Origin of the sequence: Lysinibacillus sp. FSL M8-0134 (genome assembly GCF_038069745.1) — a bacterium.
Classification (GTDB): domain Bacteria; phylum Bacillota; class Bacilli; order Bacillales_A; family Planococcaceae; genus Lysinibacillus; species Lysinibacillus irui.
In genome coordinates, this window is record NZ_JBBPAJ010000001.1 from 2,774,374 (window position 1) to 2,789,044 (window position 14,671).

The 14,671-nt window shown below is 36.8% G+C and carries 16 protein-coding genes; 4 read left to right on the top strand and 12 right to left on the bottom strand.

Annotated elements, in window-relative coordinates; all coding sequences use genetic code 11:
• Positions 1-84 precede the first annotated feature (84 nt).
• The 8 genes from MKY49_RS14185 to nusB form a co-directional block, all read right to left on the bottom strand.
• Positions 85-903, bottom strand: coding sequence for a TlyA family RNA methyltransferase (locus MKY49_RS14185; protein WP_274793620.1), 819 nt, complete (start codon positions 901-903; stop codon positions 85-87).
• Entirely contained in the window at positions 903-2,804 is a 1,902-nt protein-coding gene (gene dxs / locus MKY49_RS14190; protein WP_341386537.1) for a 1-deoxy-D-xylulose-5-phosphate synthase, read from the bottom strand. Before dxs ends, MKY49_RS14185 begins: the two co-directional genes overlap by 1 nt.
• A 165-nt stretch (positions 2,805-2,969) precedes the next feature.
• Complete coding sequence (locus MKY49_RS14195; protein WP_341386538.1) at positions 2,970-3,851, bottom strand: polyprenyl synthetase family protein; 882 nt, start codon at positions 3,849-3,851, stop codon at positions 2,970-2,972.
• 3 nt (positions 3,852-3,854) lie between these two features.
• The gene (xseB, locus tag MKY49_RS14200) at positions 3,855-4,088 is read right to left on the bottom strand and encodes an exodeoxyribonuclease VII small subunit (protein ID WP_008179899.1); all 234 of its coding nucleotides are present in this window, start codon (positions 4,086-4,088) and stop codon (positions 3,855-3,857) included.
• Positions 4,085-5,443, bottom strand: coding sequence for an exodeoxyribonuclease VII large subunit (xseA, locus tag MKY49_RS14205; protein WP_341386540.1), 1,359 nt, complete (start codon positions 5,441-5,443; stop codon positions 4,085-4,087). The genes xseB and xseA overlap by 4 nt, the downstream gene beginning before the upstream one ends.
• Positions 5,444-5,675: 232 nt before the next feature.
• A complete protein-coding gene (locus MKY49_RS14210; RefSeq protein ID WP_341386541.1) occupies positions 5,676-6,491 on the bottom strand; it encodes an undecaprenyl-diphosphate phosphatase in 816 nt (271 codons plus the stop codon).
• A gap of 127 nt (positions 6,492-6,618) precedes the next feature.
• Positions 6,619-7,476 (bottom strand): bifunctional methylenetetrahydrofolate dehydrogenase/methenyltetrahydrofolate cyclohydrolase FolD, encoded by an 858-nt coding sequence (gene folD / locus MKY49_RS14215; protein WP_274793625.1) that lies wholly within the window; start codon positions 7,474-7,476, stop codon positions 6,619-6,621.
• A 31-nt stretch (positions 7,477-7,507) separates the two neighbouring features.
• The gene (nusB, locus tag MKY49_RS14220; protein WP_008179889.1) at positions 7,508-7,891 is read right to left on the bottom strand and encodes a transcription antitermination factor NusB; all 384 of its coding nucleotides are present in this window, start codon (positions 7,889-7,891) and stop codon (positions 7,508-7,510) included.
• Positions 7,892-8,297: 406 nt separating this feature from the next.
• Here nusB and MKY49_RS14230 point away from each other — a divergent pair, with 406 nt between their 5' ends.
• Together MKY49_RS14230 and MKY49_RS14235 are read left to right on the top strand one after the other, a co-directional pair.
• Complete coding sequence (locus tag MKY49_RS14230) at positions 8,298-9,161, top strand: MerR family transcriptional regulator (RefSeq protein WP_322605601.1); 864 nt, start codon at positions 8,298-8,300, stop codon at positions 9,159-9,161.
• A gap of 164 nt (positions 9,162-9,325) precedes the next feature.
• Entirely contained in the window at positions 9,326-10,495 is a 1,170-nt protein-coding gene (locus MKY49_RS14235) for an MFS transporter (protein ID WP_274793628.1), read from the top strand.
• Between the two features lie 95 nt (positions 10,496-10,590).
• Here MKY49_RS14235 and MKY49_RS14240 read toward each other — a convergent pair whose 3' ends face one another.
• Both MKY49_RS14240 and MKY49_RS14245 read right to left on the bottom strand, forming a co-directional pair.
• Positions 10,591-11,001 carry an Asp23/Gls24 family envelope stress response protein gene (locus MKY49_RS14240; RefSeq protein WP_274793629.1) on the bottom strand — a complete coding sequence of 137 codons (411 nt, stop codon included), beginning with the start codon at positions 10,999-11,001 and terminating at the stop codon, positions 10,591-10,593.
• Between the two features lie 99 nt (positions 11,002-11,100).
• Positions 11,101-11,439, bottom strand: a complete 339-nt coding sequence (locus tag MKY49_RS14245; protein ID WP_274793630.1) for a nucleoside triphosphate pyrophosphohydrolase — start codon at positions 11,437-11,439, stop codon at positions 11,101-11,103.
• 282 nt (positions 11,440-11,721) lie between these two features.
• Here MKY49_RS14245 and MKY49_RS14250 point away from each other — a divergent pair, with 282 nt between their 5' ends.
• Positions 11,722-11,994, top strand: a complete 273-nt coding sequence (locus MKY49_RS14250) for a hypothetical protein (protein ID WP_341386542.1) — start codon at positions 11,722-11,724, stop codon at positions 11,992-11,994.
• A gap of 63 nt (positions 11,995-12,057) precedes the next feature.
• The gene (locus MKY49_RS14255; RefSeq protein WP_341386543.1) at positions 12,058-12,645 is read left to right on the top strand and encodes a GNAT family N-acetyltransferase; all 588 of its coding nucleotides are present in this window, start codon (positions 12,058-12,060) and stop codon (positions 12,643-12,645) included.
• Between the two features lie 79 nt (positions 12,646-12,724).
• On the opposite strand, the gene MKY49_RS14260 is transcribed toward MKY49_RS14255, so the two are convergent.
• Together MKY49_RS14260 and MKY49_RS14265 are read right to left on the bottom strand one after the other, a co-directional pair.
• Complete coding sequence (locus tag MKY49_RS14260) at positions 12,725-13,438, bottom strand: UDP-N-acetylmuramyl pentapeptide phosphotransferase (RefSeq protein ID WP_341386544.1); 714 nt, start codon at positions 13,436-13,438, stop codon at positions 12,725-12,727.
• A 185-nt stretch (positions 13,439-13,623) separates the two neighbouring features.
• Complete coding sequence (locus tag MKY49_RS14265; RefSeq protein ID WP_341386545.1) at positions 13,624-14,250, bottom strand: hypothetical protein; 627 nt, start codon at positions 14,248-14,250, stop codon at positions 13,624-13,626.
• Positions 14,251-14,671 lie beyond the last annotated feature (421 nt).

Here is a 14,671-nt window from a genome sequence, read left to right on the forward strand (position 1 = left end):
AAATAATTGTATATGTGTATAATCACACTACCATTTTCAACAAAAAAGCACAAGAAAAAACACGGCTCTATAAGCGAGCACGTGTTATTTTAAAGAATTATGCGCTTCTTCAACGAGTGCATTAAAAGCTGTATATGAAGGAATTATTTCATCACCGACAGGATTCACTAAATGGAATAAAAATTCAATGTTCCCTTCCCCTCCTGTTATAGGTGAAAAGGAGGCATCTTTTACAACAAAGCCAATTTCTGTTGCCATAGCAGCTGTTTTTTCCAATACTTCGAGATGTACTTTTTTATCACGAACAATACCTTTTTTACCAACCTTGTCTTTCCCAGCTTCAAACTGTGGTTTCACCAATGCCATCACATCGCCACCTGGAAGCAACAATGTTTTTAATACAGGTAAAATGAGCGATAAGGAAATAAAGCTAACATCAATGGTTGCAAAATCAGGTAACCCTTCCGTTAAATCAGCGGCTGTTGTATAGCGAAAATTGGTTTTCTCCATGACCGTGACACGTTCATCCGAGCGAATTTTCCAAGCTAACTGGTTAGAGCCCACATCCAATGCATAACAATGTCTTGCTCCATGTTGTAGGGCACAATCTGTAAAGCCGCCTGTAGAGGAGCCAATGTCAAGCATTAGCTTTCCTTCTACAGTCATATCAAAAATTTGTAGGGCCTTTTCAAGCTTTAGGCCACCACGACTAACATATTTTAAATCAGAGCCCTTCACTTGTAGAGGCGCATCGATGGCAATTTTTTCTCCTGCCTTATCAATACGTATTTCATTTGAAAAAACAAGACCTGCCATAATGGATCGTTTTGCTTTTTCTCTTGTCTCGCAAAGCCCACGCTCTACAAGTAAAATATCTACTCTTTCTTTTGGTTGTTTTGTCATTATTTATTCAAACCTACTTGCTGTTTTTGTTGAATTAATACGTGCATACGTGCAACCGTATCCTCTGCTGTCATATGAATTTCTGCGAGTAACTGATCTACATTACCATGTTCGATATATTGATCTGGAATTCCCATGCGATCAATAAGTGCATTTAGATAGCCATGATCATGAGCAAACTCTAATACGCCACTACCAAATCCACCTTGCAGGACAGCTTCTTCAATCGTTAAAATTGGCTTATGACTAGATAAAATACGATGTAGCATTTCCTCATCCATTGGCTTGATGAAGCGAGCATTAACTACTTCAATCTCAATACCTTGTTGTGCCAGCATTTCAGCTGCCGCCATTGCCATTGGAATCGTCGTTCCAAATGTTAAAATAGATGCGTCTTTCCCCTCGCGCAAGACTTCCCAGCTGCCAATTGGTAAAGCGATTAGCTCGTCATCTAATGGTACGCCAATCCCATTCCCACGTGGATAACGAAGAGCAATTGGGCCACCATCATATTCAATCGCTGTCTTTACCATATGCTGACCTTCATTTTCATCTTTTGGCATCATAATAGTCATGTTTGGAATATGGCGAAGGAAAGCAATATCAAATACACCTTGATGGGTTTCTCCATCCGCTCCAACTAAACCAGCACGATCAATGCCGATAAAAACATTCAAGTTTGGACGAGCAATATCATGTAATACTTGGTCATATGCACGTTGCAAGAATGTAGAATAAATGGCTAAAAACGGCTTCATTTTTTGAGTAGCTAGTCCTGCAGCCATCGTTGCTGCGTGTTGTTCAGCAATTCCTACATCAAAGAAACGATTTGGGAAATCCTTTTGAATACCTTGTAGCTTAGACCCAACAGGCATTGCTGGCGTAATCGTCACTACTCGCTCATCCTCATGAGCAATTTTACGAACCGTTTCTGCAATTAAACTACTCCACGCTGGTCCTTTTGCTTCAGATTTAACAAAGGCACCGTTTTCAATTTTATAGGGACCTGTCCCATGCCAATTACCAATAGTATCATCCTCGGCAGGTTTATAGCCCTTTCCTTTTTTTGTAATGACATGGACCAAAACAGGCCCTTTCACTTTTTTAGCATGTGATAATGTCATTTCTAGGGCTTCGAAATCATGTCCATCAATTGGGCCCAGATATTTAAAACCTAGCTCCTCAAAAAACACACCGGACACCACTAAATATTTTAAGCTGTCTTTAAGGCGCTCTGCAGTAGAAGCAAGCTTGCCTCCTAGCACTGGAATTTTATTTATAAGTGACTCTAGCTCTTCCTTCGCTTTTGAGTATTCCTTAGCTGTACGTAAACGACCTAATACATTGTGTAATGCTCCAACATTTGGTGCAATGGACATTTCATTATCATTCAGAATGACAATCATATTTGTTTTTGCATGTCCAATATGATTTAACGCTTCAAGTGCCATACCGCCTGTTAAAGCACCGTCCCCAATAATAGGGATTACATAGCTATGTTCTTTTTTAATATCACGTGCCGCTGCCATACCCATGGCTGCTGATAAGGACGTCGAGCTGTGACCTGTTTCCCACTCATCATGTTCACTCTCCACGCGCTTCGGGAATCCACAAAGCCCTTTGAACTGACGTAGTGTGTCAAATTGACTCGCACGACCTGTTAAAATTTTATGCACGTAAGCTTGGTGGCCAACATCCCACAAAAACTTATCTTTTGGACTGTCAAACATTTTATGCAGCATTATCGTAAGTTCAACTACACCTAAATTTGGCCCGATATGCCCACCTGTGACAGAACATTTTTCGATTAAGAAGGTACGAATTTCTTGTGCAAGTTGCTCAAGCTCCTTCTTATTTAAGTTTTTTAAAAAGGATGGACTAGTTATTTTATTTAAATCCACCTTTCTCACACACCTTTTCAATAAAATATTCACCGCAATTGTGTTTCCACCATTATAGCAGTGTTATCAATATGCTAAAAGTACGAGCACTTCATTGAATGCAAATTGCAAACGTTCCCACCTATTCTAGCATATTCTTTTCCTTCAACGCCTTGATTTTCTCTCTTAGTTTTTACGATGAACAATATACGCAGCAAAGTCGCGTAATAAGCTGGTATCGATTGGTAATTGATCGAGTGCGTTAATGGCATGTTGATAATGCTCAGCAAGCTTTTCTTTTGCTCCCGCTAATGTTAAAAGCGCTGGATAGGTGCTTTTATCACTAGCGATATCTTTCCCTGCTGTTTTCCCTAGTTCTTCAGTTGTTCCTTCAATATCTAAAATATCATCCTGAATTTGGAAAGCTAGACCAATGTGATGTGCATATTTCTTTAATGTAGCACGATCATGATTGGACACATCTGCTAACACGGCTCCCGCTTCAATACTAAAGCGTAATAAAGCACCTGTCTTATTGACATGGACCTGTTCTAGCTCTGTTAAATTAAGCTGACGTTGCTCTCCTTCCATATCAAGTACTTGACCACCAACCATGCCTTCTGCTCCTGCTGCGACACTTAATAATTGGACAAGTTCAATGCGCTTTTCAGCAGACAATTCCATACGTGCTAAAATGCCAAATGCCAACGTATTTAGTGCATCTCCAGCAAGCGTTGCAAGTGCTTCACCATAAACTTTATGATTCGTCGGCTTTCCTCTTCTGAAATCATCATTATCCATACTTGGTAAATCATCGTGGATTAAAGAATACGTATGAATGATTTCAATTACAGAACCGACAAGAAAGCCGTCCTGTAAATTTTTATGGTAAAGCTCAAGTACTGCTAACACAAAAAGTGGGCGAATTCGTTTACCGCCAGCCTTTAATGAATAGAGCATAGATTCCTTTAAATCGGCTGGTGCATCAATTTGTTCAACAAGTGCAAACATGGTTTCTTCAATTTGTGGTATGTTACTTTCAATAAAGTACTTTAATGGCTCATTCATTTCCTAATTCTCTCCCTTTAGTGGATCAAATGCTGTTGTTTCACCAGTCTCTTGGACAATCGATACGAGCTGTTCTTCTGCATGTTGCAGCTTACTATGGCAAAACTTTGATAGCTCCATTCCTTGCTTATATAAATCTATTGCATTTTCCAATGGCACATCGCCTTGCTCCAACTGGCGAACGATTTCTTCTAGTGCCGTCATGGCTTCTGCAAACGTTTGTTGTTTCTCTGTCACAACGTTTCCCCCTCATTCTTTGGCAAGATATTTTTCACTTCAGCCACAACATTCCCATCATGGAAAGAAAGTGTAAGTTGATCCTGCTTTTGTACCTCAGTGGATGATTTGATCATTTGTTGATCTTTATATGCTACTGTAAAACCTCTTGTTAGAATGGATAGCGGATTTAAAGCTTCTAATGTTCTAACAGTGGCCTCAAATTGTTGTTGTTGCTTCGCTACATAATACGTAGTAGCACGGGATAATTGTTGAATGCGTGCTTCAAGTTCACGTTGATGGAACGCCAGTGCCTTTTTAGGTGAATGCTGCTCGACCGTACTATGTAATTGTTGAAGCTGAGATTTTTTCTTCATCAACTCCACCTGCATCGCTGTCTGCAACCCAGACTCGAGCTGTGCTAATCTTTCAGTAAATGGTCGATAAAGTCTTTCTGGCATGGACAATGGATAAGACTGCTGGAGCTTATTTAGACGTTGTCGTTCAGCCATAAGTTGCGACCTCACTATTTGATGAAGTTGTGATTTTTGCGTAAGTACCCGCTGGTATAGCTCTGCTTGATCTGGAACAGCCATCTCTGCAGCTGCCGTTGGTGTAGGAGCTCGTAAATCAGCTACATAATCTGCAATGGTTGTATCTGTTTCATGTCCGACTGCGCTAATAATAGGAATTCGGCTTTCAAAAATAGCCCGTGCCACTATTTCTTCATTAAAAGCCCATAAATCCTCAATTGAGCCTCCACCACGACCTACAATTAACACATCACAACTCGCATTCTGATTGGCACGTTGAATATTTTGCACAATATTTGGAGCCGCCTGCGCTCCTTGCACTAGAGTTGGATAAATCAAAACTTTAGCAAGGGGGTAACGTCTCTTCAACGTCGTACAAATATCTCGAATAGCAGCACCTGTAGTCGATGTTAATACACCTATTTTTTCAGGAAACTTTGGTATCGGTTGCTTCCACTCTGGTTTAAAAAGCCCCTCTTTTTGTAATTGTTCTTTTAATTGATTAAAGGCAACAAATAAGCTACCAATGCCATCAGGTTGCATCTCCTGTACATAAAGTTGGTAGGTACCATAACCTTCGTAAACGTTTACATCGCCTCGAATAAATACTTGCATACCTTCCTTTGGCTCAAACGCTAATTTTGTAGCCGCCATTTTAAACATCGTAGCCGCAATGCGGGCTCCATCATCCTTGAGCGTAAAATAAATATGGCCTGATTGATGGATTTTAACATTCGATAATTCACCCTTTACATATACTTCACGTAGATGAGGGTCAGCATCAAACTTTCGTTTAATATATTTCGTTAACGCTTTTACTGTTAAATAAGAAGCAGACGACATGTTTTCGGCTCCTTTACTATAATCAAGTTTTTCACAAAAACTACACCTATCATAACATTTTTTACTGTCGTTGACGTGCCAAAATGCAGTTTCGCTAGAAAAAATGACGAGGTTACAACTATCGAAAAACAACTATAACATATTCATACACGATCAAACTATTAGAAAACAGCTTATTACCATCCATAACAAACAAAGCCCCATAACAATAGTTGTTATGAGACTTTACATTTTAATAGAATAGTAATAGAAGCGTACCTACAATAAAACAATAGTACGTAAAATAGCTAAGTTTACCGCTTTTCATAATACCCATAAACCATCGCATCGCAAAATAGGTCATAATGAGCGTAGCGATGAAAGTAGCTGCATAGGGAAGTGCCAATGCGCCTTTATTCGGCTCCTCTAAAAAATCCGTAATCCCAAGGACCACTCCCCCTAAGCTTACAGGAATATAAAGCATAAAGGAGAACCGTAAGGCTGTATCCTGCTTCATCCCTACTGCTATTGCTGAAATAATCGTTGCTCCTGATCGGCTAATACCTGGCGTTAAAGCTACTGCTTGCCCTAATCCTACAATAATAGCGTCTTTTGCCCTGAGATCAGCATCTTTCTTCTTCCCTTGCATATTACGTATTAACCATAATGCAGCTCCTGTGACAAATAACATGAGCGCAATTGTAGTCATACTGACATTGTCAGCAATGACATCACTTAATAACACCCCTAAAACGCCTGCTGGAATAGATCCTATGATAATATACAATGCAAAGCGAAAATCAGCGTTATAGCGCCTCTCCCCTGTCTTTAAATAGAGAAAGAAATGACTTATAAGGCGCACAATATCCTCTCGATAAATATACATAATGGCAAGTAATGATGCTGTATTAGTTAAAATGGCGAATGTAAAACCTTGTTCTCCAAGTCCTAGTATTTCACTGGCAATCATAACATGTCCACTCGATGATACGGGAATAGGCTCTGTGAAACCTTGGACAAGACCAATGATGATATGTTTTACAATTAACATAATATCGATGTTTTCCATAAAAACCTCCTTCTACGTATGTATGTCCCAAACGTTACATTAGACGTCAAAAAAGCAAAGAAGTTCTTTTTTATACATCAAAAAAGTCATCTCAAAGCAATGTTGAGATGACTCTTTTATGGTTGTGTTATTTATTTTGCAAGCTATTTTCAGCTGCTTGCACTGTGTTGAATAGTAACATCGTGATTGTCATTGGTCCGACACCACCTGGTACAGGAGTAATATGTGATGCAATACCATCTACTTCTGCAAAGTTTACATCACCGCATAATTTATTGTTCTCATCACGATTAATACCGACATCAATGACAACCGCTCCATCTTTTACATGCTCCTTTGTAATAAAGTTTGCACGTCCGACAGCAGCTATCAAAATATCTGCCTGTTTTGTAAATGAAGGTAAATCAGGCGTTTTAGAATGTGTATATGTCACCGTTGCGTCTTTTTGCAAAAGTAGTTGTCCCATTGGTTTACCAACGATATGACTACGTCCTACAATAACAGCATGTTTTCCTGCAATGTCAATTCCTGAATACTCAAGAAGCTTCATCACGCCGAACGGTGTACAAGGTAAAAATGTGTCTTGGCCAAGCATCATTTTCCCCACACTTACTGGTGAGAAACCATCGACATCCTTCTCGACAGCGATTGTCGCTATGACTGTATCCTCATCAATATGTTTTGGGAGTGGTAGTTGTACTAAAATTCCGTGAATATCCTCACGTTGATTTAAAAGTTGAATTTGTGCTAATAATTCCTCTTGCGTAGTTTCAGCTGGTAATTTAATCAGTTCTGAAAACATACCAATTGCTTCACAAGATTTTTGTTTATTTCTCACATATGTAGCTGAAGCTTGGTTGTCTCCAACTAATACAACCGCTAAACCAGGTGTTAATCCTCGCTCTTTTAAGCGAATGACACGCTCTGCTACAGCATTACGAATTTCTTGACCAATTTCTTTACCATTAATAATTGCACTTGACATAAACCTTCGTTACTCCTTCCAATTCAACACATTATTCTTGTTCTGTAAATTTAGAAAGTACACCATTGACAAATTTAGATGAACTATCATCGCCAAATGTTTTACATAACTCGATTGCTTCGTTTAGTACTACTCTTTTTGGTGTTTCTGGCATGTATAAAAGTTCGTATACAGCTAGACGTAAAACCGTTCTTTCAATTTTCGGTAGACGGGCAAGTGACCACTTTTCAAGATGCTGTTCTAAAGTAGCATCGATTTCCTCCAAATGTTCAGCTGTTCCAGTAACAATCTTTTCGTAAAAGGCATTGGTTGGTTGTCCTTTAATATGACCCATTGCTTCTTCTACTGTTAGATCCGTATTGTCTAGCTGAAACAAAACTTGCAACGCTTTTTCGCGTGCTTCATGTCGTTTCATGTAAAGCTCTCCTTCTTAAGTGGCATTAAGGTTTATAATAGCATAAAATCGCACGAGAAACACGATTTCAAGCAAGTTTTCAATAATCTGAAACCTTTTTTAAGGAACTTTTTACATCATTCCTAATTGAGCTCCCTTTTAATCAAATAAGCTCTCCAAAAATGATTGTTTCCTCCTCATCATGTATAATAAAGAAAAACGAAAACAAACTTCAGAGGTGTTCACAATGCAATATGAAGCCATATGTACGAGTTGTAAAAAACCATTTAAATTGGTTGAAGGTGAAGAACAATACAAACTAATGAAGGAACGTAAATCTCACCTATTTTACTGTGACGATTGCAAGCATAAAATTCGCTTTGATGCCATTCGAAACTTCTTTAGGTATTACTAATGGAGGCAATTTATGAAGGAACATTATTATACCATTGGTGAGGTTGCCAAACTTTCAAACTTATCGATTCAGACGTTACGCTATTACGATCAAATTGATTTATTTAAACCAGCTTATACAGATACCTACACCAATTACCGCTACTATAAAGACACTCAGCTATTCTATTTAGATATAATAAAATCACTTAAATATATCGGTGTTACCCTCGAAGATATAAAAAAAGCGCTCAAATTAACCTCAAATGAATTGCTTGATTTTCTTGCACAGCAAGAGCTACGAATAAACGAGAAAATCTCACGCTTAAATGAAGCGAAAAATACTTTATTGAAAACAAAAAAGCAATTACAAGAACAAATAGATATCCCGATCTTCGGTGAAGTATATGAACAGGTAGAAGAAGCAATGCCCGTTCTTCAAGTGACAACGACTGAATTAACACCAACATCGAGCGCTAATACATATTATGCAATACTAACAAAAATCATTGAAAACGAGGGGAGTGTGTTAAATAGTCGATATGGCTGTATATATCCTCTTAAGCCTTATCAAGATGTCCATGATATTTTTTATGATGTTATTTTCACTCCTCTTTTAACAGAGCGCACATTTTCAAAGCTCTCAGCAAATATACAGCAAACTACCATTCCCGCTGGAAAGTATGTATGTATTGCCTTTATATATGACCCTGAAACTTATTTTTCGTACTATGAAAAATTAAGAAATTATGTATTGGCGCAGCAAGAAGTATTTGAATCACAAGTGTATGAACTCTATATGCCAGCGACATTAACAATGGAGCAAGAAAAGAAGTTTATTGTAGAATTAAAGGTTAGACAAAAACAAGAAGGACAAGAATCTTCCCTAAAAATTTAAAGGCCAATCGTATAAACTCCTCAAAAACTCCCAAACTGATAAAAACTTTAAAAATGGAAAACAAATCTTTTGACCCTATAGTTACTATAGGGTTTATCGTATTACATGGAAATATTCTAGTAGATTTAAAACATGTATCGTTTAACAGGTAGAAGGAGAGCTTTATGAGCAAGAAACAAAATATAACATTAGCAATTTTATTATCCAATCTTTTCATTGCTTTTTTAGGGATTGGTTTAGTCATCCCTGTTTTACCAACTATCATGAATGAGCTTCATATCTCGGGCTCTGTTGTTGGTTATATGGTAGCAGCATTTGCTATTACCCAATTGATTGCATCACCTATCGCAGGTAAATTAGTCGATAATATCGGTCGTAAAATCATGATCGTGTTAGGTCTTTTTATTTTTGGGCTTTCTGAGTTTTTATTCGGATTCGGTCGTTCAGTGGAAATTCTTTTTGCCTCCCGTATGCTCGGTGGCGTAAGTGCAGCTTTTATTATGCCAGCCGTAACAGCTTATATTGCTGATATTACGACATTAGCACAGCGTCCTAAAGCACTGGGTTATATGAGTGCTGCCATTAGCACAGGGTTTATTATCGGTCCTGGTATCGGAGGATTTTTAGCAGAATACGGTACACGTGTACCATTTTACGCGGCAGGGGTCCTTGGTCTTTTCGCGGCTATTCTGTCGTTGATCTTATTAAAAGAACCGTCGCGTGCTACGGACAATGAGGAAGTTACACCATCTATGCTAGGTAGCGTGAAGCGTGTGTTTAGCCCGCTTTATTTTATTCCATTCATTCTTATTTTCGTGCTATCCTTTGGTCTCGCTGCATTCGAATCACTATTTAGCTTATTTGTCGATCACAAATTTGCATTTACGCCATCAGATATTGCCATTATTATTACAGGAAGTGGTATTGTAGGAGCCCTGGCTCAATTAATTCTGTTTGACTGGCTAACAAAGAAAATGGGTGAAATTAATGTCATTCGTTATTCATTGATTCTCTCGGCGATCCTAACATTCGCTATGACGATAGTCAGTCATTATTTTGCCATTTTATTTGTCACATTCTTTATTTTCGTTGGCTTTGATTTAATTCGGCCAGCGGTTACTTCATATTTATCAAAAATTGCTGGCAATGAACAAGGATTTGTTGGTGGTATGAACTCCATGTTTACAAGCCTAGGTAATATTTTTGGGCCTATCTTAGGTGGGATCTTGTTCGATGTAAATTTGAACTATCCCTATTACTTTGCCACAATCGTGTTAGTGCTTGGCGTTATTCTGGCATTGTTCTGGAGAAAGCCAAAGCATATTGAATTATAAAAAAGGCGATACATTTAGACTAATGAATCCTAGAGAAATCCTTAAAAAATGGCTGCCCTTTGATGAAAAATCATCTTAGGGCAACCCTTTTTTTGTTATTCATGTACTGCTGTTTCTTCTTTTTCGAACTGTATAGCAGTAATATGCACATTGACTTCTGCTGTTTCTAGTGCTGTCATATTAAAAATAGCTTGGCGTATTTGCGTTTGTACTTCCTTTGCAACCTTAGGAATGGCATATCCATATTTTACAGAGCAAAATACATCAATTGCAATTTCACCCGTTTCTGTGACACCGGATTTAATGCCCTTATTGTGTACTTTTTTACCGAATCGTTCCACGACACCTGTCGCAATATTTCCACGAGTTGCAGCAATGCCTTCAACCTCATTGACAGCAATACCTGCTACAACTTCGATTACCTCTGCCGCTACCTCTATTTTTCCAAGCTCTTCTTTTCCAGAAGGTGTTGGTTGTACGAAAGATTGTCCTACTTTCTCTGCCATACAAATATCATCCTTTCCCTTACAAATCACAAACAAATGCTGTACTACCGTTTATTATACTATAAAAAGGAAGGTTTGGCTGTCGAAAGCCGTTTTAATTTATAGCGAACCTGATGGATCTTCTACATCTAGCAAAAAAATTCTTTTTTCAAATCCACCACGAATTTTTTTCTTCTGCTCACGCATCGCTTCTAGTTCTTCAAAACTTACTCCTAACACACGTATAGCTGTATGAATGAGTTCGAGCAGATCTGTCAATTCTTCAACGCTTTCCTGACTATTTTTCGCCTCGTGAAATTCTGTAGCTTCCTCTATCATCTTAGTTTTGATTGCCTTGATAAATTCTTCTGATTCTAAAGTTCGTGCATAATACGATAAACCTTTCTCTTCTATCATTTCTAAAATTTTATCCCTTACAAGTTTATTATATACTGGCATTTATCCATCGACTCCCTTTATGATGAACTCTTCTATTAATTTCAAAGTGATTTAACCCTCACTTATATCGTTAGTAATTCTTTGTCAGTACTCCCTCTCCATTTCGACCTACCATACCTTTACTATGGTACAATTCAATTAATGGAAATTATAGTAAATCAAAAGGAGGTATGAAAAGGCATTGAAAAAATTATTATTTTTTATGTTTTTCACCGTATTTCTTTTTACAGCATGTCACTATCAACATTAAGCATTACTGAAATTGAGGAAGTTCCAGATAAAGTGCAAAAGGTTATGGACGAAAAATCAACACTACAATTACTCAATGTAGTAGATCAAGATGTTTCTTACATCGTTTTTCGATCAAAAGGAACCGTTACGGTAGATCTTGAAACACAAAATAATACAATAACGATCAAGTTAGATGTGACAAACGAGCAAGATAATGCAATAAAACAGCATGTTTACAAATTAACGTTAGAACCTCACCATGATACGATTGATATTCAAATTAATGGTAAATCTACATCGATTGATCATGTAACAGGTATATGATGGGCAACCAATGGCTCAAGTTCATTGTAGGTAAATTACTGATTGAAGTGGAGGTATATTGAATTGTTAATTAGAAACTATAAAAAAGAAGATGAACTAGGCTGGCTACAATGTAGAGTTCTTGCTTTTTTAAAAACAGCTTATTTTGACAATGTGCTAAATAAAAAAGAAGTCTATGAACAGCCTTCCATTGAATTAGTAGCTGAAATTGATGGAAAAATTATTGGTTTAATTGATATAGAATATGAAATCAAAGAAGGCACAGTTTGTTCAAGAGGAAAAGGACTAGGTGGTATGATTTGGCACATCGCTGTACATCCTGATTATTCACGAAAAGGAATAGGCGAAAATTTATTAAAGGTTGCTGAAAAAAGAGCCATTGAACTAAATTTAAATCGCTTTGAAGCATGGACGCGAGACGATGAAGGGGTGCAAAATTGGTATAAAAAAATGGAGTTTTCTCAAGTCGAATCCTATTATCATATTTATCTTGAAGGGAGTGAAATGACTAATAGAATCACAACGAATGTTCCAAATCTATTTCCTGTTTCAACATTCAGTCATTATGTCGGCCATGATATGGAACAATTCACTAATATCACACGTAAACACCAATGTATCTGCTATGAAAAGTATTTAAAGACTGTTTAAGCATTTTAGGACTTGTTTTTATGATTAATCGTCATATACGCAAGTCCTACAATGTTTATTAGGATGCTCCCATCCAACTTTAAATTATACGGTATTTACGTGAGGATTGTGTGATCACTAAAAGTATCGTTAATCCAACAACAAAGTACCAGAGCATATAAAAAGGAACTATGAACATTAGGACACTAAATACTATAGCTGTTACAACGCTAACTGTAATAGCGTATACACTTGTAAATTTATCTTTCATCCAATAATATAATGTGAATGGTAGTGCTAAAGTAAATATGGGAATATAAATATTTACAATAGATGCTTTAATAAGAGATAGTGATAGTACAGCTATGATGAAACCAATTGTCGTAGTAAGCGTTCGTCCTACAATTACTTTACCAGAAAAATAGCTGTATGACAGAATAGACAGCATAACTAAACAACTACAAAATCCTATGATTACTACAAATAAATTACCCATAATGTAAGCTAATATTGACAAGCAAACGAAAGACACAATTGGTAACAGCAAGATTGATGGATTATGTACTTTTTCTAGATTTATTACATTTGTAAAGCCAACAAGAAATAATATTGTAAAAGGAATCGTCAAATAACCTAATTCGAAGGTATTACCTATAGTAATATGACTAACCGAAAGATTGCCGACTATGCTGATCGCTAGTGCCGCATAAATTTGACCAAGCACCACCCAAATGCCTGATAGCTTAAAAGCTTGAGTAAGTTTATCTGTAATTACAATGAAAACAATACCAAGTAATAAAGCCAAATATAACAACTTTCCCCCTCCTCTTCTTTAGAAATAAACAACGTTATTTATCCTAACTAAATTATACAGTATATACAAAAAATATACGAATAGAAAAATAATCGTTGATTAAACTTAGCGGCACCGTTAGTTCACCAATAAAACTACCGAAATCTAGGGTTACTTTTTCTACCAGCCGAAAACATGTATGTAGATCAATTACTTCTTTGTATCTGTTTACTTTTCTTGAATCCGATCATACTTCCTAAAACCGCGAAAATAGCAGCTCCTACGATAACTACCATTAATTCGTTTGTATCGAAATGAAAAAACGAGGTCAATGAATTAGTAAATGATCTTATAAAAAGTACTATTGCGTAGGACGTAAAGAAACCGATAGTTGCTCCACATGTAAAGCCACTGATATGCAGCCAGTTGTTATATTTCTTCAATAAGAAGTGTGATAAAAAGACAAGTAGGATCGGCAATAACAGGATATAAAGATCAATTGCATCGCGAATGAAGATATTTGGTATATAATCTTCGTTAGATTTGTAATTATAGGAGCTATATAAACTGTTGATTACTTGTATAACCTTGATTAACCAAAAGCCGATAATTGTCCCAAAAAGTATTGGTTTAATCGTTATTTTTTTAATTAACAAATAACAGATGATAAACGAACAAATGACAATAATAGGTGAAAAATAGATGATATAAAGCCCAAAATACGCATCATCATTTCCACTTACATTTTGATAAATTACTGCTAAAGGAAAAGATGCGAGTAATGTGGTGATAGCCGTAACTAAATAAGCTGTTACATATAAAAATAATTTCAATTTGGTTGCTCCTTTTTAAATCCATTGAATACTTTACCTATCAAATCTTAACAATGAATTTCGCTATTTTATATATGTAAATTCTTCCACCATTAATAAAATTGCTCCTTTAGCTCCATAAAAAAACTCCCTCTGCAATGCTCTTTAATTACCCCCCCAATAATTTACCAGGTTCTAACTCTTCAAAAGACTGATAAATGGGTTTCGGAATAGGGATTGAAACGATACCTTTAATATATTTCAATATATGTAATTCAGCCTATCAATCATTAGCTTTGGTGTAGTAATCAGTCGCGTGTCTCCTCTTTAAACGCACCCTCAAAAACACTGGTCATTGTATACTCCTCTGTCACATCCTCTAAATCAAAAATCCAAATAAAAAACCTTCTAACAATTGAATGTTAGAAGGTAATTTTATTAC

Bases quoted from the DNA above. Each gene is read 5' to 3' on its own strand.
- MKY49_RS14210 (WP_341386541.1), bottom strand. From the start codon at position 6,491: ATGGAAAACATCGATATTATGTTAATTGTAAAACATATCATCATTGGT.
- nusB (WP_008179889.1), bottom strand. From the start codon at position 7,891: ATGAAACGACATGAAGCACGCGAAAAAGCGTTGCAAGTTTTGTTTCAG.
- MKY49_RS14195 (WP_341386538.1), bottom strand. From the start codon at position 3,851: ATGAATGAGCCATTAAAGTACTTTATTGAAAGTAACATACCACAAATT.
- MKY49_RS14240 (WP_274793629.1), bottom strand. From the start codon at position 11,001: ATGGCAGAGAAAGTAGGACAATCTTTCGTACAACCAACACCTTCTGGA.
- MKY49_RS14235 (WP_274793628.1), top strand. From the start codon at position 9,326: ATGAGCAAGAAACAAAATATAACATTAGCAATTTTATTATCCAATCTT.
- MKY49_RS14245 (WP_274793630.1), bottom strand. From the start codon at position 11,439: ATGCCAGTATATAATAAACTTGTAAGGGATAAAATTTTAGAAATGATA.
- MKY49_RS14230 (WP_322605601.1), top strand. From the start codon at position 8,298: ATGAAGGAACATTATTATACCATTGGTGAGGTTGCCAAACTTTCAAAC.
- folD (WP_274793625.1), bottom strand. From the start codon at position 7,476: ATGTCAAGTGCAATTATTAATGGTAAAGAAATTGGTCAAGAAATTCGT.
- MKY49_RS14185 (WP_274793620.1), bottom strand. From the start codon at position 903: ATGACAAAACAACCAAAAGAAAGAGTAGATATTTTACTTGTAGAGCGT.
- xseA (WP_341386540.1), bottom strand. From the start codon at position 5,443: ATGTCGTCTGCTTCTTATTTAACAGTAAAAGCGTTAACGAAATATATT.